This window comes from Amycolatopsis solani, from assembly GCF_033441515.1.
Lineage (GTDB): Bacteria > Actinomycetota > Actinomycetes > Mycobacteriales > Pseudonocardiaceae > Amycolatopsis > Amycolatopsis solani.
Genome location: NZ_JAWQJT010000003.1, coordinates 68208 through 86676 on the forward strand (window position 1 = coordinate 68208; position 18469 = coordinate 86676).

22 protein-coding genes are annotated in these 18469 nt (G+C 72.7%); 11 read left to right on the plus strand and 11 right to left on the minus strand.

Annotation, left to right across the window (positions count from 1 at the left end; genetic code table 11):
* Positions 1–27: 27 nt before the first annotated feature.
* Both SD460_RS33480 and SD460_RS33485 read right to left on the minus strand, forming a co-directional pair.
* The gene (locus SD460_RS33480) at positions 28–384 is read right to left on the minus strand and encodes a hypothetical protein (protein ID WP_290062356.1); all 357 of its coding nucleotides are present in this window, start codon (positions 382–384) and stop codon (positions 28–30) included.
* Between the two features lie 74 nt (positions 385–458).
* Complete coding sequence (locus SD460_RS33485; RefSeq protein WP_290062355.1) at positions 459–1136, minus strand: GNAT family N-acetyltransferase; 678 nt, start codon at positions 1134–1136, stop codon at positions 459–461.
* Between the two features lie 75 nt (positions 1137–1211).
* Here SD460_RS33485 and SD460_RS33490 point away from each other — a divergent pair, with 75 nt between their 5' ends.
* Entirely contained in the window at positions 1212–1847 is a 636-nt protein-coding gene (locus SD460_RS33490) for a hypothetical protein (RefSeq protein WP_290062354.1), read from the plus strand.
* On the opposite strand, the gene SD460_RS33495 is transcribed toward SD460_RS33490, so the two are convergent.
* The 3 genes from SD460_RS33495 to pspAB form a co-directional block, all read right to left on the minus strand.
* Positions 1766–2389 carry a hypothetical protein gene (locus SD460_RS33495; RefSeq protein ID WP_290062353.1) on the minus strand — a complete coding sequence of 208 codons (624 nt, stop codon included), beginning with the start codon at positions 2387–2389 and terminating at the stop codon, positions 1766–1768. The genes SD460_RS33490 and SD460_RS33495 overlap by 82 nt on opposite strands.
* A 78-nt stretch (positions 2390–2467) precedes the next feature.
* Positions 2468–2878 carry a VOC family protein gene (locus SD460_RS33500; protein WP_290062352.1) on the minus strand — a complete coding sequence of 137 codons (411 nt, stop codon included), beginning with the start codon at positions 2876–2878 and terminating at the stop codon, positions 2468–2470.
* A gap of 84 nt (positions 2879–2962) precedes the next feature.
* Entirely contained in the window at positions 2963–3625 is a 663-nt protein-coding gene (gene pspAB / locus SD460_RS33505; protein ID WP_290062350.1) for a PspA-associated protein PspAB, read from the minus strand.
* Between the two features lie 222 nt (positions 3626–3847).
* Between pspAB and SD460_RS33510 the strand changes: the two genes are divergently transcribed.
* From SD460_RS33510 to SD460_RS33525, 4 genes are read left to right on the plus strand one after another with little or no spacing between them, the layout of a single operon-like run.
* On the plus strand, positions 3848–4288 hold the full coding sequence (locus tag SD460_RS33510; RefSeq protein WP_318307246.1) for a MarR family winged helix-turn-helix transcriptional regulator: 441 nt from the start codon (positions 3848–3850) through the stop codon (positions 4286–4288).
* Complete coding sequence (locus tag SD460_RS33515; RefSeq protein WP_290062392.1) at positions 4285–5088, plus strand: ABC transporter ATP-binding protein; 804 nt, start codon at positions 4285–4287, stop codon at positions 5086–5088. Before SD460_RS33510 ends, SD460_RS33515 begins: the two co-directional genes overlap by 4 nt.
* Positions 5048–5869 carry an ABC transporter permease gene (locus SD460_RS33520; protein WP_290062390.1) on the plus strand — a complete coding sequence of 274 codons (822 nt, stop codon included), beginning with the start codon at positions 5048–5050 and terminating at the stop codon, positions 5867–5869. Before SD460_RS33515 ends, SD460_RS33520 begins: the two co-directional genes overlap by 41 nt.
* Before the next feature lie 36 nt (positions 5870–5905).
* Positions 5906–8020, plus strand: coding sequence for a transglycosylase domain-containing protein (locus SD460_RS33525; protein WP_318307247.1), 2115 nt, complete (start codon positions 5906–5908; stop codon positions 8018–8020).
* Here the strand turns inward: SD460_RS33525 and SD460_RS33530 are convergent.
* Entirely contained in the window at positions 8017–8442 is a 426-nt protein-coding gene (locus SD460_RS33530) for a nitroreductase/quinone reductase family protein (RefSeq protein ID WP_290062386.1), read from the minus strand. The genes SD460_RS33525 and SD460_RS33530 overlap by 4 nt on opposite strands.
* Before the next feature lie 153 nt (positions 8443–8595).
* Here SD460_RS33530 and SD460_RS33535 point away from each other — a divergent pair, with 153 nt between their 5' ends.
* A complete protein-coding gene (locus SD460_RS33535) occupies positions 8596–9066 on the plus strand; it encodes a zinc ribbon domain-containing protein (RefSeq protein WP_290062385.1) in 471 nt (156 codons plus the stop codon).
* 134 nt (positions 9067–9200) lie between these two features.
* On the opposite strand, the gene SD460_RS33540 is transcribed toward SD460_RS33535, so the two are convergent.
* Positions 9201–9812 carry a PhoU domain-containing protein gene (locus SD460_RS33540; protein WP_290062384.1) on the minus strand — a complete coding sequence of 204 codons (612 nt, stop codon included), beginning with the start codon at positions 9810–9812 and terminating at the stop codon, positions 9201–9203.
* A gap of 125 nt (positions 9813–9937) precedes the next feature.
* On the opposite strand from SD460_RS33540, the gene SD460_RS33545 reads away from it, so the two are divergent.
* The 3 genes from SD460_RS33545 (at position 9938) to SD460_RS33555 (ending at position 12092) form a co-directional block, all read left to right on the plus strand.
* Positions 9938–10372, plus strand: a complete 435-nt coding sequence (locus tag SD460_RS33545; protein WP_290062383.1) for a single-stranded DNA-binding protein — start codon at positions 9938–9940, stop codon at positions 10370–10372.
* 183 nt (positions 10373–10555) lie between these two features.
* Positions 10556–10846, plus strand: coding sequence for a hypothetical protein (locus tag SD460_RS33550; RefSeq protein ID WP_290062382.1), 291 nt, complete (start codon positions 10556–10558; stop codon positions 10844–10846).
* 250 nt (positions 10847–11096) lie between these two features.
* On the plus strand, positions 11097–12092 hold the full coding sequence (locus tag SD460_RS33555) for a pirin family protein (RefSeq protein ID WP_290054229.1): 996 nt from the start codon (positions 11097–11099) through the stop codon (positions 12090–12092).
* On the opposite strand, the gene SD460_RS33560 is transcribed toward SD460_RS33555, so the two are convergent.
* Both SD460_RS33560 and SD460_RS33565 read right to left on the minus strand, forming a co-directional pair.
* Positions 12066–12917, minus strand: coding sequence for an alpha/beta fold hydrolase (locus tag SD460_RS33560; RefSeq protein WP_290054231.1), 852 nt, complete (start codon positions 12915–12917; stop codon positions 12066–12068). The two genes, SD460_RS33555 and SD460_RS33560, sit on opposite strands and share 27 nt — an antisense overlap.
* Positions 12917–13579 carry a GntR family transcriptional regulator gene (locus SD460_RS33565; RefSeq protein WP_318307248.1) on the minus strand — a complete coding sequence of 221 codons (663 nt, stop codon included), beginning with the start codon at positions 13577–13579 and terminating at the stop codon, positions 12917–12919. The genes SD460_RS33560 and SD460_RS33565 overlap by 1 nt, the downstream gene beginning before the upstream one ends.
* Before the next feature lie 14 nt (positions 13580–13593).
* Between SD460_RS33565 and SD460_RS33570 the strand changes: the two genes are divergently transcribed.
* Positions 13594–15228, plus strand: coding sequence for a thiamine pyrophosphate-dependent enzyme (locus tag SD460_RS33570; RefSeq protein WP_290054235.1), 1635 nt, complete (start codon positions 13594–13596; stop codon positions 15226–15228).
* Here SD460_RS33570 and SD460_RS33575 read toward each other — a convergent pair.
* Positions 15225–16610, minus strand: coding sequence for a pyridoxal phosphate-dependent decarboxylase family protein (locus SD460_RS33575; protein ID WP_290054236.1), 1386 nt, complete (start codon positions 16608–16610; stop codon positions 15225–15227). The genes SD460_RS33570 and SD460_RS33575 overlap by 4 nt on opposite strands.
* 89 nt (positions 16611–16699) lie before the next feature.
* Complete coding sequence (locus tag SD460_RS33580; RefSeq protein WP_318307249.1) at positions 16700–17614, minus strand: phosphatase PAP2 family protein; 915 nt, start codon at positions 17612–17614, stop codon at positions 16700–16702.
* A gap of 110 nt (positions 17615–17724) precedes the next feature.
* Here SD460_RS33580 and SD460_RS33585 point away from each other — a divergent pair, with 110 nt between their 5' ends.
* Positions 17725–18414: a response regulator gene (locus SD460_RS33585; RefSeq protein ID WP_290054240.1), complete on the plus strand. Its 690-nt coding sequence runs from the start codon at positions 17725–17727 to the stop codon at positions 18412–18414.
* The last annotated feature ends 55 nt before the right edge of the window (positions 18415–18469 follow it).

Below are 18469 nucleotides of genomic sequence, written 5' to 3' on the forward strand. Positions count from 1 at the left end.
ACGCACCGAACGCCACATTGGGGCGCTTCAGGCCGCGCGGCGGATGTCACGCTCGGCGGCCAGGCTGGCCCGGCAGGCGGCGGTCAGCCGGGTGGTGGCGGCGCTGCCGCCGTGCCCGCAGTGCGGGCAGGACATCACGACGGCCAGGGACAGCTCGTCCACCGCGACGCACAGTTCGGTCCGGCAGCCGCGGCACCAGCGGTGCCGGGTGACCGGGCTGACGTGGGCCGGCGAAGCGACGCACTGGTGGATCCACCGGCCGTGCACGTGGCAGGTCAGGCGGTCGTCGGGCGCCAGCAGGCCCATGTCCTCGGCGTCGTCTTCGGTGGCGAGCAGGACCGGCAGGCTGCGGACCCGGGTGGTGGGGCAGGTCGTGGTGGTCATCGTGGTCCCCTTTCGCTACCTGTGCGTCGAAGGGGACCGGCCGGATTCGACATCCGGCGAGCGCGGTCCGGCTGCTAACCGGGCACGCGGACCGCGACGAAGTCCGGCCGCTTCCGCAGGGCGAACCCGAGCGAAAGGTACAACCGGATCGCGGAGGTGTTGCTCGCGGCGGCGTGCATCATCGGCGTCTCGCCGCGTTCGCGGATCCCCGCCGCGACGGCGAGCACGAGCCGCGTCGCCAGGCCCTCCCCGCGGTGCGCCGGATCCGTGCAGACCGCGCTGATCTCGGTGTAGCCGGGCGGGTGCAGCCGCTCCCCGGCCATCGCGACCAGCGCGCCGCCCCGCCGGATCCCGAGGTACGTGCCGAGTTCGACGGTCCGCTTCCGGAACGGCCCCGGCTTCGTCCGCTCGACGAGGTCGAGCATCTCCGGCACGTCGGCGAGCCCCAGCCGCACAGCCTCCGGCTCCGGCGCGGCCGCGACCCCCTCGTCCACGAGCTGGACACCCGAGGTCAGGCCGATCACCTCCCAGCCGGACGGCGGCCGCTCGGCGGTCGCGGCGACCACGACGGTCTCCCCCGGTCCGGCGAGCTCGGCGACGTCCCGCCAGTCCTGCTCGCCGGGATCGTCGGGCAGCGCGAGGAAGGGAGCGACGTCCTCGGGGTAGCGCAGCACGCGGCCACGCCGTTCCGCGAAGTGGGCGTGCGGACCGGTCAGCGACGCCCAAGCCGGGTTGTCGAGCGGAGAAGCCATGCCGCCAGGATCCCTGGACCGGCGCGCTCGACGGCACCGGTCCCACATCCTGAGCGCCGCCGGTAGGGTGCGCTCGTGGGTTCCCAGGTCCCGGTGTGGATACCGATCGTCGTCGCGCTGCTCGGCCTCGCCGGGGTGATCGCCACCCAGGTGCTCTCGGGCCGCCGCGAGACCAAGCGGATGACCGAGGAAGCCGCCCGCGAAGAACGCCGGTGGCAACGCGAGCGCGAAGCCCGCACCCACGAGGCCCGCGCCGGTGCCTACGCCGAGCTCCTCGGCGTCCTCGAAGCGTTCGACATGGTCCTGTACCGGTCGCTCCGGTCCCGTGAGCTGGGCAAACCCGTCGACGAGCACCAGGTCACCGAGCTGCGCGAGGTCCGGAGCGAAACCCAGCACGCGCTCGGCGCGGTCGCCCTGCACGCGCCGGAACCGATCCGGGAGCTCGTCAGCGAGGCGGTGCTGCCGCGGATGCGGCTGGCTTCCCGGCTGATGGACAGCGTGAACTCCGGCGAGGACGATCGCGCGCTCTGGACGGCGGGCCAGCGCGGGTACCGCCTGCTGCGCGCCAAGATGCGTCTCGACCTGGGGTTCGACGCGGAATCGATGGCCGCGATCGAGGCGATCGGCGCTCAGCCGACCGGGGTCAGCGGCTCGTCGGACAGCACCTCGGACCCGGCCGACACCACCAACCGGCCGCCACCCACCTCGTAGCGGTAGGCGCCGTTGACCGCGACGAAGCCGTCGCCGGAGGCCTCGGCGGGCAGGACGATGTGGGTGTCGTCCGACGCCGTCTGCCCGCGGGCCTGGCCGTCGTAGAAGATCTTGCCGTCGGGCGTCCGGCAGATCGTGACCTGCGACTTCACCGTCTGCCCGACGAGCAGCGCCGTCCCCTCGCCGCCGGGCAGGTACCGCGCGGCGTCACCGGGGCACGGCTTCCCCGCCGGCGTGGCCGAGGTGGTGGGTGTGGACGGCGTGACCGGCGGCGTGAGCGAGCCGGCGGTCGTGACCACGGTCTTGGTCGTGGGCAGCGCGGGCGTCGTGTACGCCGGGAACGGCCCGGACGCGGCCGGTTCGGGGTCCGGACGCCCGGTGAACAGCAGGACCCCGCCCACCGCGACGCCGGCGACGAGCATCAGGGTCAGCAGCACCCACAGCGCCCGCGCGCGGGCCCGGCCCGCGCACGTGCCGCACCGCCCGGCGGCGGGGTCGTTGACCGCACCGCACTGCGGGCACATCCACGGGGAACCGGCCATCGGGCCTCCTTCGGCCCGGCGCTTCGCAAGCGCCGTCACCTCATCGTCACCGACGAGGGCGCCCGCTGCAACGGTCCGCTACGCCCCCTGGACGATGTTGACCATCCAGGGAATGCCGAACTTGTCGACGAGCGCGCCGAATTCGTCGCCCCACATCTGCTTTTCGAACGGAACCGTCACGGTCGCGCCGTCGCTCAGCTGGTCCCAGTAGCCGCGCAGGTCGTCGGCGTCGTCGCCGCTGAGGCTGACCGTGATGTTCGTGCCCGGGTTGTACTCCATCCCGGCGGGGGTGTCGGACGCCATCAGCGTGAAGCCGTTGTCGGTCTCCAGCTGGGAGTGCATGATCTTGTCCGAGTCCGCCCCCTCGGGTGAACCGAATTCCCCGAACGTGTTCACCGTCAGGGTGCCGCCGAAGACGCTCTTGTAGAACTCCATCGCCTGCCGCGCGTCATCGCGGAAGCTCAGGTACGGGTTGAGACGAGAAGCCACGGCCATCTCCTTCTGGTCGGCAGAGAGCAGCATCCTCGCAGAAGGCCGGGGCCGCGCCAATCAGCGGATTTTCAGCGTCACCCGTCAGAGCACGAACCGGCGCTGGGCATCGGGTTCCAGCGGCAGCGCGCCGTGCAACGCGGCCCGCGCACGCAGCTCCAGCGCGCGGTCGAGGGGCCGGGTGCCCGGCACCGGCGCGGTGTGGAAAGTGCCGCGGTCGAACAGGTACACGAGCGCGAGCTTCCGGTCGAGGCGGCCGGTCTGCTCGCCGAACTCGACGGTCGCGAACCGCAGGCAGCCGCCGTATCCAGCGCGGGACAGCCGATCCGCGACGTCGACCAGGTCCGCGGTCAGCACGCGCAGGTCGCGGTTGCGGCGCCAGCACCGGACCGTCGACCGGCCGTTCAGGTCCTGGGTCACCAGCGGGTGCACCGGCAGCCGGGCCGACGTCGCGGCGAGCAGCTCCGCTTCGGTGCGGGCCAGCGCGTCCCCGTCCACTTTGAAGCCGACCGTGCCACCACCGGTGGGCGCGAGCCCGAGCGCGGCACGCATCCGCGGCGCCGCGGCGGCGAGGGTGTAGAGGGACTGCAGGTGCGGGCGGGAAGTCCAGCAGCGGACGAGCTTGCTGTCCAGCAGGGTCACGACGATGTGTCCTATCTCCGGTCGAGAAGACGCCGGACCGGGCGCACTGGCAATGTCCACAGTGGACGTCAGGCGCGGGGACACCGGGGTCGGAAAGGACAGCATGCGCCCCCTCCGCGTGGTTCCGGTCCGGAACCACGCGGTCACGCGGCGAACGGCAGCACTTCGCCGCCGAACGGTCACTCCGGGTCAGGTTCAGCCGATCAGCGGTACCCCTTTCACCTCACGCGACCGAAGGGACGACGTTTTTCCGCCGACCCGGGAGCATCCACCCCAACCAGACATTTAGCGTTGCTAATAGATCTGAGTCAGAGCTACTTTGGCGGCATGACCGAACTCGCCGACCGCCTGCTGGGCGCCGTCCAGGGGATCCGCCGCGTGGTGCGCCGCCGGGTGCGCGCCGAAGTACCCGGCTCCCCGCTGCCCGGCGCCCAGGTCGAGGTCCTGCGCGTGGTGGCCGACCACCCCGGCATCGGCGTCGCCGCGGCCGCGCGCGCGCTGCACCTGGCGAACAACTCGGTCAGCACGCTGGTCAACCAGCTCGCCGACGCCGGGCTGCTGCGCCGCGAGCCCGACCCCGCCGACCGGCGCGCGGCCCGGCTGGAGATCACCGGCGCCGCGCGCGACCGGATGGCGTCGTGGCGGCGCGCCCGGACCGGCCTCGTCGCCGAAGCACTCGCCGCACTGTCCGAAGAGGACCGAGATGCCATCGAAAACGCTTTGCCGGCCTTGGAAAAACTCATGGGCGTCCTGAAGGAGCAACCATGACCGAACCCGCGGTGCGCTGCACCGGTGTGCGCCATTCGTTCGGCCCGACCCGCGCGGTGGACGGCGTCGACCTGGAGATCCGCGCGGGCGAGGTGTTCGGCCTGCTCGGCCCGAACGGCGCGGGCAAGACCACCACCCTCCGGATGATCACCACCCTGCTGCCGTCGGCGCCGGACCGGATCACGGTCTTCGGCGTCGACGTCGCCCGCCGCCGGATGGCCGTCCGGCGGCTGATCGGCTACGTCCCGCAGCAGCTGTCCGCCGACGGCGCGCTCACCGGCCGCGAGAACGTCGCTCTGTTCGCCCGCCTCTTCGACGTCCCCCGAGCGCGGCGCGCGCACCAGGCGCGGAGCGCGTTGGAGCTGGTCGGGCTGCAGGACGACGCCGACCGCACGGCCAAGACGTACTCCGGCGGCATGATCCGCCGGCTCGAGCTGGCCCAGGCCCTGGTCAGCTCGCCACGGCTGCTGATCCTCGACGAGCCGACGATCGGCCTCGACCCGGTCGCCCGCTCGTCGGTGTGGGACCGGATCGCCGAGATCCGCGAAGCGACCGGCATGACCGTGCTCGTCACGACCCACTACATGGACGAAGCCGAGCAGTACTGCGACCGCGTGGCGCTGATGCACGCCGGCCGGATCCGCGCGCTGGGCACGCCCGCCGAGCTGGAGGCGAGCCTCGGTCCGGAGTCCACTTTGGACGACGTGTTCCGCGCGGCGACCGGCAACCGCCTCGACAGCGACGAAGGAGGGATCCGCAGTGTCCGTGCCACTCGCCGCACCGCCCGCCGTCTCGGCTGACCCGGGCCCGCTCGGCCGGCTGCGCGTGCTGGCCGCCCGCGTCGGCGCGATGTGCCTGGTGGAGCTGCAGAAGCTGCGCCGAGACCAGACCGAGCTGCTCACCCGCGCGATCCAGCCCGCGCTGTGGCTGCTCATCTTCGGGGAGACGTTCACGCGGCTGAAGGCGATCCCGACCGGCTCGACGCCGTACCTGGACTACCTCGCGCCGGGCATCCTCGCGCAGTCGGCGCTGTTCATCGCGATCTTCTACGGCATCCAGATAATCTGGGAGCGGGACGCGGGCGTGCTCGCCAAGCTCCTGGTGACCCCGACCCCGCGCGCCGCGCTGGTCGCCGGGAAGGCGTTCGCGGCCGGGGTCCGCGCGCTCGTCCAGGCGCTGATGGTCCTGGTACTGGCCGCGATCCTGGGCGTCGGGCTGACCGCGAACCCGCTGAAGCTGCTCGCGATGGCCGTCGTCCTCGTGCTCGGGTCGGCGTTCTTCTGCTGCCTGTCCATCGTGATCGCCGGGATCGTGCTGTCCCGCGAACGGCTGATGGGGATCGGGCAGGCGATCACGATGCCGCTGTTCTTCGGCTCCAACGCGCTGTACCCGGTGGACCTGATGCCGCCGTGGCTGAAGGTGCTCAGCCACGTCAACCCGCTGAGCTACCAGGTCGACGCGCTGCGCGGCCTGCTGATCGGCACGCCGGCGCACCTCGGCCTCGACTTCGGCGTGCTGGCCGGGGCGACGGCGGTGGCGATTTCGGTCGCTTCGGCACTGCTCGGCAGGTTGGCCCGGTGAGGCCCATCTCTCACCGAACGGAAGCTTCATTCCCGGATGGCTAATCTCGATTCCGTGAATGGTCGCCCTGGCGTGTTCTCTTTGGTCGGATTGTGCGTTCTCGCCGGAATCCTGGTGGCGGGCACGGTGGCGCCCGCCGCCATCGGCGCCGGCCTGCTCTCGAATCAGGTGAGCGATTCGGTGGACGCCATTTCCGCCCAGCTCGCGGCGGCCGATCCCCCGCTCACCACGACCGTGACCGATCGCGACGGCACGCCGATCGCGACGCTCTACGCCCAGTACCGCCTCCCGGTCACCTCGGCCGGGATCGCGACGACCATGAAGGCCGCGATCATCGGGGTCGAGGACCGCCGCTTCTACACCGAAGGCGGCGTCGACCTGCAAGGAATGCTGCGCGCGGCGGTCAACGACAGCACCGGCGGCGCGCTGCAGGGCGCGTCGACGATCTCCCAGCAGTACGTCAAGAACTACCTGATCAACGTCGTCGACCGGACCGATCCGGTGGCCCAGCAGGCCGACCGCGAGGATTCGCTCGCCCGCAAGCTGCGGGAGGCGAAAATGGCCGTCCAGCTCAACGCCACGACGAGCAAGGACGACATTCTGGCCGATTACCTCAACGTGGTCGAATTCAGCGGAACCGTGTACGGGGTGGGTGCGGCGGCGAAAGCGTACTTCGGGACGACCGCGGACAAACTGACCGTGCCGCAGGCCGCGCTACTCGCCGGAATGGTGAACAACCCCAGCCTCTACAACCCGTACACGCACGCGGACAAGGCGCTCCAGCGCCGCAACCTCGTCATCGACGACATGGTCACCAACGGCTCCATCCCGGCGTCCTACGCGGCGACGGCGAAAGCGGCCCCGCTCGGGCTGCTGCCGGACGGGCCCGTGACGCCGTCCGGCACCTGCATGGGCGCGGCGCCGGACGCGGGGTTCTTCTGCGCCTACGCCGAAAGCTACCTGGCGCACGCGGGGTTCACCGCGGACCGGCTGGCCACCGGCGGGTACACGGTCAAGACCACCTTGGACCCGCGCGTCTCGCAGGTGACGAAGGACGCCGTCGACGCGAACGTGCCGACCACCCAGGACGGCGTGGCGAACACCTTCGCTGTCGTGCAGCCGGGTGCGGCCGGGCACCAGGTGCTCGCCATGGTCGCCAACCGGAACTACGGCACGGATCCGGCGCGCGGCGAGACGTCGACCGACATCGTGGCCGACGCGAGCAACGAGTTCGGCGCCGGTTCGTCGTTCAAGATCTTCACCTCGGCCGCGGCGCTCGTCACCGGCAAGGCGGGCCTGGACACGCCGCTGCCGAACCCGGACAGCCAGTGCTTCCCCGTGCCGGACGCGCATTCGTCGTGCTACACCGTCCACAACGACGGCCACTACGCCGATCCGATCAGCCTCGCCGACGGGCTGGCGACGTCGCCGAACGTCGCGTTCGTCGGGCTGGAGAGCCAGGTCGGGATGCCGTCCGTGCTCGACATGGCGTACAAGCTGGGGCTGCGGAACACCCTCGCGACCAACGACGCCGGTGCGGCGCCGGACCCCTCGTCGAGCAATCCGCAGTACAGCGAGCCGCAGTCGAAGTACTTCCAGAACCTGCTGTCGTTCACCTTGGGCAACAGCCCGGTGAGTCCGCTGGAGATGGCGAACGTGTCAGCGACCCTGATGAGTGGCGGCGTCTGGTGCCCACCGGACCCGATCCTGTCGGTGACCGACCGGAACGGCAACGCCGTGCCCGTGCCGCAGCAGGCGTGCGAGCAGGTCATCCCGACCGGTGTCGCGAACACGCTCGAAGCGGGACTGAGCCGGGACACGACGGACGGCACGTCGGCCCAGGCCGCCCACGCGGCCGGCTGGACCCGTCCCGACATCGGCAAGACGGGCACGACGCAGCAGAGCGAATCGGTCGCGTTCGTCGGCGGCGTCGACGGCTACGCGGTGTCGTCCATGGTCTTCGCCGACGGCTCGCACCCGCGCGAGATCTGCCCGGGCACCCCGGTGCACCTGGGCGACTGCGGCCACGGCGCGTTCGGCGGCACGGTCGCCGCCCCGCCGTACTTCCACGCGATGAGCCAATTGCTGGCCGGGGTCCCGGACCAGCCGATCCCCGGCCCGGACCCGGCGTACCTGCAGGCGCGGGACTAACGCGGTTCGAGGAAGACGAGCGGGATCTCGCGCTCGGTCTTCGTCTGGTACTGCGCGTAGTTCTTGAACTGCCCGGCGATCTTCGGCCACAGCTTGGCGCGCTCGTCGGCGTCGGCGACGCGGGCGTGCATCGGCCGCTTCGGCGCGCCCTTGACCGACACCTCGACCTCGGGATGGTCGCGCAGGTTGAGGAACCACGCCGGGTGCGTGTCGTCCCCACCGCGCGACGCGACGACGACGAACGTGTCCCCGTCCTGGTGCGGCGAGGTCAGCAGCACCGACCGCGGCTGCCCGCTCTTGCGGCCGACGGTGGTCAGCTCCAGCACCGGCATGCCGGCCTGCCAGCCCACGCGGCCGCCGGTGATCTTGATCAGGCCGCGGTGCACGGCGTTCATCGTTTTCAGGACGCGGTCGCTCGGCATGAGCCCAATCTAGCCCCGCGCCCCCGCCGTCACCGTTCGGCCCCGATGTCCACTTTGCCCGGTCCTGGTCCGGACCAGTTCCCGAAAACCGCCACGCCACGCGACACCGGTGTGCGAGGCTGCGGCGAACACGGAGTGAAAGAGAGAAGACCGATGCTGATCTGGGGCTGGCGAACACGGATCTACGTGCTGGCGATGACGACGTTCCTCTGCGGCCGCTGCGGCAACCCCGCCTCCCACGCGGTCCGCAAGGCGGTCACGAAGTTCACGCTGTTCTTCATCCCGCTCTTCCCGATCGGCGTCAAGTACACCGCGCAGTGCACCTTCTGCGGCATCGAGAACCGCATCCCGAAGGAGGACGCGGTCCGCCTTCAGGCGCAGGAGGAGCAGGGTCAGGCGCAGGCGCAGGCCGCGCCGGGCTACCCGCCGCACCCTTCCCAGCCGCAGCACCCCTCGCAGGGCTTCCCGGCGCCGGACGGCGGGCAGCAGGGCTTCCAGTCCCCGCACCCGTCCCAGCCCCAGGGTTTCCCGGCGCAGCAGGGCTTCCAGCCGCCGCACCCGTCCCAGCCGCAGGGCTTCCCGCAGCCGGGTCAGCCGGGCCAGTTCCCCCAGCAGGGCCAGTAAACCCCGCGGGCGCTGACCCGAGCGCACTTCCCGCACCCGGGTCAGCGCATCCGACTCGATCGGGCGAGCCGGCGCCCAGCTCCGCAGCCGTCTGATTCCCAACCGGGCCCACCAAGCCATCCCGGCGCCCACGCTTAAGCCCCAACCGGCGCAAACCCGGCAGCCCGCCGCGCAACCCGGGCCGCCATCGCCGCGAACCGCGCGTGAACCGCCCCGAGCAGCACCACATCCACCGCCGCCCGGCCCCCGTACGACCACTCCGGACCACCGGCCCACTCCCGCAACTCCCGCTCGCCCGCCGCAGCCGACGCGACGACGTCACCGAGCCCGCCACCATCCCCACCCCGGAGCGCCTCCCCCACCGCGCGAGCGGCCGCCACGGCCTGCGCCCCCAACCGGGCCACCGCGGGCCGGACCGGCGCCGGCACGACTCCCCGCGCGTCCGCGACCTCCCGCGCAAGTCCACCCATCCGAGTGAGATCCCCGGCGACGCGGACGGCGGCGAGCACCGCCTTCACCTCCTCCTCCCGCGGCGCGTGCAGGGCCAGCAGCGCCCCCGCTTGGTCCTCGCACGCAGCCCCGAGCGCGGCCACCGCGGCGACCTCTTCGCGGGCACGTCCGCCCAGCGTGTGGTCACTTTCGAGCACCGAGCGCGTGGCCTCCTCGAGCGCGATCGCAACGAGCGCGCACAGGTCCGCCAGCCGGTGCGAGAGGGTGACCAGCTCCTTCTGAAACGCCGTCGGCATGGCGGCAGGAAACCAGCCCGGCCGGGTTACGGCATCTCGTCGCCCGGCCCGGAATTGTCGGTCCCCCGTGCTCTCCTCGTCGGCGAGAGCGGTGCACCCCGCACCCGGAGCGGAAGGAGAACCCGATGGCGGGCGAAACGATGGTCACGGTGATCGGCAACCTGACGGCGGACCCGGAACTGCGGTTCACCCCGGCCGGCGCGGCGGTCGCGAACTTCACGATCGCGTCCACCCCACGTCAGCTCGACCGCGAGTCCGGCGAATGGCGCGACGGCGACCCGATGTTCCTGCGCTGCAGCGTGTGGCGCCAGTACGCGGAAAACGCGGCCGAGTCGCTCCTGCGCGGATCCCGCGTGATCGCCCACGGCCGCCTGAGACAGCGGTCGTACGACACCCCGGAAGGCGAGAAGCGGACGGTGACCGAGCTGGACGTCGACGAGCTCGGCCCGGCCCTGCGCTACGCCACGGCCAAGATCACCAAGCTCAGCCGCCCGACCGGCACCGAAGGGAGCAGCACCTGGACCCCGGAACGGGTGGGCGCGGAGGGGCCGCCGTTCTGACCCCATCCGTTCCCGCCCGGCGTCCGAACGCCCGTTGACGGAGTTTCGACCCGAACTGGATCAGCGGCAGTGACGATGAAGGGGCGCTCAGGCCGGACCGAACCCGGGTGTGCTGTCGAAATCCGTTCCACCGGTTCGACGCACAGGCAGGACGAGGCCGAACCACGAGCGGGAGGGACCGAGATGAACGGGAACGAGACCACCGGATCACCGGAAGCACGCCCCGAGCTCAACCACCGGATGCGGGCGATGCTCAGAGCGATAGCCGCAGGACGGGCCCTGGTGTCCTGCAGCAGCGAACCGGACCTGTTCATCGACGGCCTCTCGTGCGGCGACCAGTTTTCCGCCCACGCACTGGCCCACCAAGGCCTGCTCCGCCCCTCCCGCCCCGGTCGCCCCGGCGAGCTGGTCCCGGCAATCCTGACGACGGCGGGCCAAGCCGTCCTTACCGAGCAGCACCGCCCGGCCGCCTGAGCGCGAACGGGCCGATGTTTGACAACTCCAGAAAGCAATCCCCGAGCGGCGCCTCCACCCCGACGCGGCTGGCTCCGGCGGGCCCAACCACCACGCCCCGGCCTCGCCCAGCCACCCGGCGGCCGGCGCTCACCCGGGCCCGGCCACCACGCCCCGGCCTCAGCCCCGAAGCCGGCCCGCCACCCACCCGGCCGACCAGCGCCCCGGTCCCCAGGCCCCACCACCCCCCATCGCGACTACCGTGGCGGCCATGAGCAACACCGAGGCCACCCCGGCCGAGCTCGCCTGCGCCGACCGGCCGACGGCCACCGATCCCGACCGCCCCGCCGTCGAGATCCTCACCCCGCGCGAAGTCCCCCTCGGCGGCCCCCGCGCCATCCGCGTCCGGCGCACCCTCCCCCAGCGCTCCCGCTCCCTCATCGGAGCCTGGTGCTTCGCCGACCACTACGGCCCCGACGAAGTCAGCAAGATGGACGTCGCCCCGCACCCGCACACCGGCCTCCAGACGGTGAGCTGGCTCTTCGAAGGCGAAATCGAGCACCGCGACAGCCTCGGCACGCACGCGATGGTCCGCCCCGGCGAGCTCAACCTGATGACGAGCGGCCACGGCATCTGCCACTCGGAAGTCTCGACAGAGGCCACGAAAACCCTCCACGGCGTCCAGCTCTGGGTGGCGCTGCCCGAGCGCCACCGCCACACCGCCCGCGCCTTCGACCACTACGTGCCCTCGGTGAACCGGATCGAAGGCGCCGAGATCCGGGTGTTCCTCGGTTCGCTGGCCGGGCGCACGTCCCCGATCCCGACGTTCACCCCGCTGCTCGGCGCGGAGCTCGTCCTGGGCCCGGACGCCCACATGTCCCTCGGCGTCGACCCCCGCTTCGAGCACGGCGTCCTCGTCGACACCGGCGACGTCGACGTGGCCGGCACCCGCGTCCGCGCGGCCGAGCTGGGGTACGTGGGCACCGGCGTGCACACCTTGACCCTGAGCAACCGCGGCACCGCCCCCGCCCGGTTCCTCCTGCTCGGCGGCACGCCGTTCGAGGAAGAAATCCTCATGTGGTGGAACTTCGTCGGCCGCACCCACGAAGAGATCGCGGCCTTCCGCGAGGCGTGGGAGGCCGGGTCCGACCAGTTCGGCAGCGTCACGGGCTACCCGGGCGAGCGGCTGCCCGCACCGGCACTGCCCGCGGTCCGCATCAAGCCGCGCCGCAACCCGGCGTCAGGCCAGGAAACCGCCCACGGCTGAGCCGAACGCGGCCGCGTCGTCCAGCCACGGGTAGTGCCCGGCACCGGGCACCACCACGACCCGGCCACGCGGAAACAACGCGGCGAAATCGGCGGCGACAGCCGGGCTGACGATCCAGTCCAGTTCGCCGGCCAGCACCAGCACCTCGGCGGAGACCTCGCCGAGCGCGGCCCGGGTCAGCGGCGGCTCGAAGGCGCCGGGCGCGTTGTAGAGCCGCGCGGCCGAACCGTTGCGCTGCCCGGCTTCGGTGGCCTGGTGCCGCTGGGCCGCGTCGTCCCAGCGGCCGTAGTACATCGGGGCGAAGCTGGCCCAGTCGGCGCGGGTCGCCGTCCGGGCGGCGATGGACTCGTAGGCGGCGGCCGCGGCCTCGAACCACGGCGCGCCGGCCCGCCGTGCCATGATCCGCCGCCGTTCGGCGACCGGCAGCTCGAGGCCGACGGCCCGCGGGCTCGGCGTGATCAGCGCGAGCCGGCGCAGGCGCTCCGGGTACCGCTCGGCGTACCGCACGGCCAGGCTCGCCCCGGCCGAGTGCCCGAGCAGGTCGAACCGGTCGAGGCCGAGGTGCTTGCGCAGTGCCTCGACGTCCTCGACCTGGCGGTCGCACCGGTAGGTACCCGGGTCCACCGGCTCCGCGGAGTCACCGGTGCCCCGCAGGTCCAGCACCGCGATACGCCGGTATGCGGTCAGCCCGCCGAGGTCCCCGAGGTAGGCGCCGGCCCGCATCGGCCCGCCGGGCAGGCACACCACCGGCGGCTCGGCACCGGAGCCGGAAAGGTGGACGACGAGCCCGGTCCCGTCCGGCGCGGAGAAATCCCGCGAAGCCATCACCGGGTCCGGGCGAGGTAGGCCTCGAGCGTCGCCAGCCGGTGGTCGCGCGCGAACCGCTCGACCTCGTCCGGCCCGGCCCCGCTCTCGATCAGCGCGAGCAGCCGGTCGTGCTCCTCGACGGACTCCGGCGCCCGTCCCGGCACGGAGGCGAACGTGCTGTCGCGGACGGCGGCGAGCCGGGTCCAGCAGCGCCGCACCAGGTCGACCAGGTTGGGGTTGGGGCAGGCGCCGAACAGCACCTCGTGGAACTCGGCGTTCAGCGCGGTGAACGCCAGCGGGTCGAACTCGGCCAGGCTGCGGCGCATCCGGTCGTTGAGCGCGCGGGCCCGCGCCAGCGCGTCCGGGGTGAGCAGCGGTGCGGCGAGGCCGGTGGCGGCGCCCTCGACGATCGCGACCGTCTGCATCGCGTGCTGGTAGGCGACGGGGTCGATGGCGGTCACGCGGGCGCCGACGTTCCGCTCGAACTGGATCAGCTCCTCGGCCTCGAGGCGGCGCAGGGCCTCGCGGACGGGGACCGCGCTGACGTCGAGTTCCCGGCCGATCTGGTCGAGCACCAGCCGGTAGCCCGGGCCGTAGCTCCCGTCCAGGATCCTGGCTTTGATCGCCTCGTAGGCCAGCTGGGACTTCGTGACCGGTCTTCCCGAGGACGCGCTGATCATGTAGGAAACAATATATGGTCTCCCCTGCGTCCCCGGCCCCGACCGCGGCCGACCTGATCGTCGACGGGCTGCGGGCCCACGGCGTGGACACCGTCTTCGGGCTGCCCGGCGTGCAGACCTACGACCTGTTCGACAGCCTCGCCCGCACGCGCGGCGAGATCCGGGTGATCGGTGCCCGGCACGAGCAGACCGTGGCCTACATGGCCTTCGGGTACGCCCAGGCGGCCGGCCGGACGGGTGTCTGCACCGTGGTGCCGGGCCCGGGTGTCCTCAACGCGTCGGCCGCGCTGCTCTCGGCGCACGGGGCGAGTGCGCCGGTGCTGTGCCTGACGAGCGAGATCCCGCGCGCGTACCTCGGCCGCGGGCTCGGGCACCTGCACGAGATGCCCGACCAGCTGGCGACCCTGCGCACGCTGACGAAGTGGTCGGCGCTGGTCGAGCACCCGTCCGGGATCCCGGACGCGCTGGCGACCGCGTTCCGGGAAGCGGCGGGCGGGCGGCCGCGGCCGGTTTCGCTGGCGGTGCCGTGGGACGTGCTGGGCATGCGCGCCCCGGCGGAGGCTGCCGGCCCGCTGCCGCTCCCCCGCCCGGCGGTCGACCCGGTCGCCGTGGAGCAGGCCGCCAAGCTGCTGGCCGGGGCGAAGCACCCGATGATCATGGTGGGCAGTGGCGCCCGGCACGCGGCCCCCGAAGTCCGGGCGCTGGCCGAGCGGCTGCAGGCACCGGTGGTCGCGTTCCGCGGCGGGCGCGGGATCGTGGGCGACGACCACCCGCTCGGCTTCACCTGCGCCGCCGGCTTCGAACGGTGGGCCGAGACGGACGTCGTGGTCGGCATCGGGTCGAGGATGGAGCTGTCCTGGTTCCGCTGGCCGGACAAGCCCGCGGGCCTGAAGACGATCCTGCTCGACATCGACCCGAGGCAGGCGACCCGGCTCGAAGCGGACGTCGCGATCGTCGCCGACGCGGCCGACGCCACGGCCGCCCTCACCGCGACCGCCGGTCCACAACGGACAGACCGGACGGCGGAGTTCACCGCGCTGAAGGCCGCCGCGGCGGAGCGCTTCACCGACGTCGGGCCGGAACTGGAGTACCTGCGGGCGATCCGCGACGTCCTCCCCCGCGACGGCTTCTTCGTCGAGGAGATCTGCCAGGCCGGCTTCGCGTCCTACTTCGGGTTCGAGGTCTACGCGCCCCGCACCTTCATCACCTGCGGCCACCAGGGCACGCTCGGGTTCGGCTACCCGACGGCGCTGGGCGTGCAGGCGGCGTTCCCCGGCCGCCCGGTGGTCTCGGTGGCCGGCGACGGCGGCTTCATGTTCGCGGCTCAGGAACTCGCCACCGCCGTCCAATATGGACTCAACGTGGTCGCGGTGGTGTTCGACAACGGCTACTACGGCAACGTCCACCTCGACCAGGAGCGCCTGTTCGAGGGCCGCGCCCTGGGCGGCCGGCTGCGCAACCCGGACTTCGCCCGGCTCGCCGAGACCTTCGGCGCGCTCGGCCTGACCGCGCGCACCCCGGACGACCTGCGCGGCGCGCTGGACAAGGCGTTCGCCTCGGGACGGCCGGCGCTGGTGCACGTGCCGTGCGAACTGGGCACCGGCGCGTCGCCGTGGAAGTACCTGATGCCGAAGTCGGACCGCAGCTAGCCGGCGGCCACGCGCTCCAGCGCGGCGAAGACCCGCTCGACGTCGGCCGGTGTGGTCCGCCAGTTGCTGAACGCGGCGCGCAGTGCCGGGTGGCCGTCGTGGACGGTCGGGGTGAGGAAGGTGGTCCCGTCCTCGGCGATGGCGCGGACGAGGGCGTCGACGCGGTCTTGGGTGCCGTCCCCTGCCGGGGCGAAGCAGACGACGTTGAGCCGCACCGGCGCGAGCAGCTGCCAGCGCGGCGAACCGTCGATCCGCGCGCCGAGGTCGCGCGCCAGCGAGACGCAGCGCTCGACGATCTCGCGGTGCCCGTCGCGGCCGTAGGCGGTGAGCGAGAACCACGCCGGGAGCGCGCGCAGCCGCCGCGAGTTCTCCGGTGTCAGGTGCAGGAAGTCCGGCGTCTCGCCGATTTCGCCGAGGTAGGCGGCGTTGTTGGCGAACACCCGCAGCTGCAGGTCGCGTCGGCGGGTGAACTGGACGGCCGAGTCGTAGGGCACGTTGAGCCACTTGTGCAGGTCGACGACGACCGAGTCGGCCTGCTCGAGGCCCGCGGTCAGCGCCGCGTGGTCCGGCGCCAGCGCGGCGAACCCGCCGAACGCGGCATCGACGTGCAGCCAGAAGTCGTACCGCCCCTTGAGCGCGGCGATCGCGCGCAGTTCGTCGAAGTCGACGGTGTTGACGGTCCCCGCGTTGGCGACGACGACGGCCGGCCCGTCGAGCGTCTCTAGCGCGTCGGCGAGCTTCCCGACGTCGACGGCTTCCCGCCCGGGCAGCACGGGCACCTTCCGCAACGCCGAGCGTCCCATCCCGAGGACCGACAACGCCTTGAGCACACTCGAGTGCGGCGCCCCGGACAGCACGGTCACCGGCCCGAGCGCGGCGGCGCCGTCCTCCGAAACGGTGACCCCCGCCCGCTCGCCGAGCCACTCACGGGCGATGGCGAGCCCGGTGACCGTCGACATGGTGGCCCCGGTGACGAACGCCCCGGAGAACTCCGGCCCCAGCCCGAAGAGCTCGGCCAGCCAGCCGACGGTCTCGCGTTCGAGGTCCTGCGCCGAGGAGTCTATCCCGCTGGCGGGGTTCTGGTCGTGTGCCGAGGTGAGCCAGTCCCCGGCGAGCGCCGCGGGCGTCGCCCCACCGGTGACGAACCCGAGGTACCGCGGCCCGGCGCTGGCCGCGAACCCGGGTTCCCACCGCCGCGAGAACTCCTCGAACGCACCCCGCGCCCCCACCCCACCCACCGGCAGCGGCGCGGGCGCGGCGGCCACCGGCGGCACGGCGGCCGCCCGCTCCCCCACCCCGGCCAGCGCACCGGCGGCGAGCTTGCTCGCGGCGTCGAGCAGATCGGGCAGCGCGTCCAGGTCTTCGGCCAGCCTCGGGTACATGCGCCCGACGCTAGGCCGCAGCCCCACGGCTGTCGCGGGCCAATCCCCCGAAACTGGCCCGCTCGACGGCCGAAACGACTCAGCGCCCGCTACGACGCCTGACGTCCCCTAACCCGCCGGACGCGGCTCTCGGCCGGGTCGAACGTCACCCGGCGCAGGGGGCCCGTCAGCAGCAGGACCACCGCCATCGCCGACAGCGCGGCCAGCACCATCGCGGCGACGAACTGCGCCGCGCCCGACGTCGCCGTCGCCAGCACCGCGTACCCGACCAGCACCAGGGCCACCGGCGCGAACAGGCCCGACAGCACCGGCAGCAGCGGGACCCGGTCACCGTCGGGGCGGCGGGCGGACGCCACCGCCGCCCCGGCGCAGGTGACCGCGGCGACCAGGAGGCAGGCGCCGACGGTGTCGCTCAGGCGGTGCCAGCCCAGTGCCACGGCCGCGGCCGAGACCCAGGCGACGCCGATGCCGCCGACTGCCAATGTCGGCAAGCGGAAGCGGCGGGGCAGGACGATCGCGAGCGCCACCAGCATGGCCATCGCCGCGCTGGCGTGCCCGCTCGGGAAGCTGTTGTGGCTCGCGACGCCGAACCGGTCGCCGGTGGTGGGGCGGTCGAGGACGTACAGCTTGAGCAGCTGCGCCACCACCAGCGGCGCCGCCAGCAGGGCCAGGGCCGTCACGCCCAGTGCCAGCCGGCGGCGCAGGAGGGCGATCACCACGATCAGCAGCGCGATGCCGCCGAGGACGACCACCTGGTCCGTCTGCCGGAGCGGCTGGGCCCACTCGACGACGTGGGCCGCGGACTGGGCGCTGCGGACGACGCCGTTCTCGACGCCGCGGCCGGCCTCGGTGCGGACGAACAGCAGGTAGGCCGCGACGAAGGCGAAGGCGAACCCGGCCGCGCTCGCGGCGAGCACGGTGGTGCGGGACACGGCCCGCGTCACGAGCGCGTGGCGGCCGGCCGGCCGGTTGACGGGGCGTACCTCGGAACTGATCACTGCCATGTCCCCGAGTCTGGATCCGGCGTTTCGAGATCCCGTCAGCGTGATGTCATGGTTTTGCTACAAGATCGGCCCGGGTCGCCACGACGTGCGGTTTTCCGAATAATGGCGCCGTGGCCGAGGTACTGGTGGTGGAAGACGACGCGGCGGTGCGGGAAGGACTGCAACTCGCCCTGCGCCGGCAGGGACACGGGGTGCGCACCGCGGAATCGGGCGAACTCGGGATCGAGGCGCTCGTGCAGCACCGGCCCGACATCGTGGTGCTCGACCTGATGCTGCCGGGCATGGACGGCTTCGAAACGTGCCGCCGGATGCGGGCGTCCGGCCCGGTCCCGATCATCATGCTCACCGCGCGCAGCGACGACTTCGACATCGTGGCCGGGCTCGAAGCGGGCGCCGACGACTACGTGGCCAAGCCGGTCGAGCCGCGCGTGCTGGACGCGCGGATCCGCGCGGTGCTGCGGCGGGCGGTCGCCGAACGGCCGGGCGAGGCGCCGCAGCCGGACGAGCGCCACGGGGACCTCGTGATCGACCGGGCCGCGCTCGAAGTCACCAAGCGCGGTGCGGCGGTGTCGCTGACCCCGACCGAGCTGAAGCTGCTGCTGGAGCTCTCGCGCACGCCGGGTCAGGTGTACAGCCGCCGTCAGATCCTCTCCGCGGTGTGGGACCACGACTACCTCGGGGACTCCCGGCTCGTCGACGCCTGCGTGCAGCGGCTGCGCGCCAAGATCGAGGACGTGCCGGCGAAGCCGGAGTACGTGCAGACCGTCCGGGGGTTCGGCTACCGGTTCGGCCGCTCGTGAGCCGGGTCCGCTCGTGGCTCACCGGGCTGCGGTTCCGGCTGGTCGCCGCGTTCGC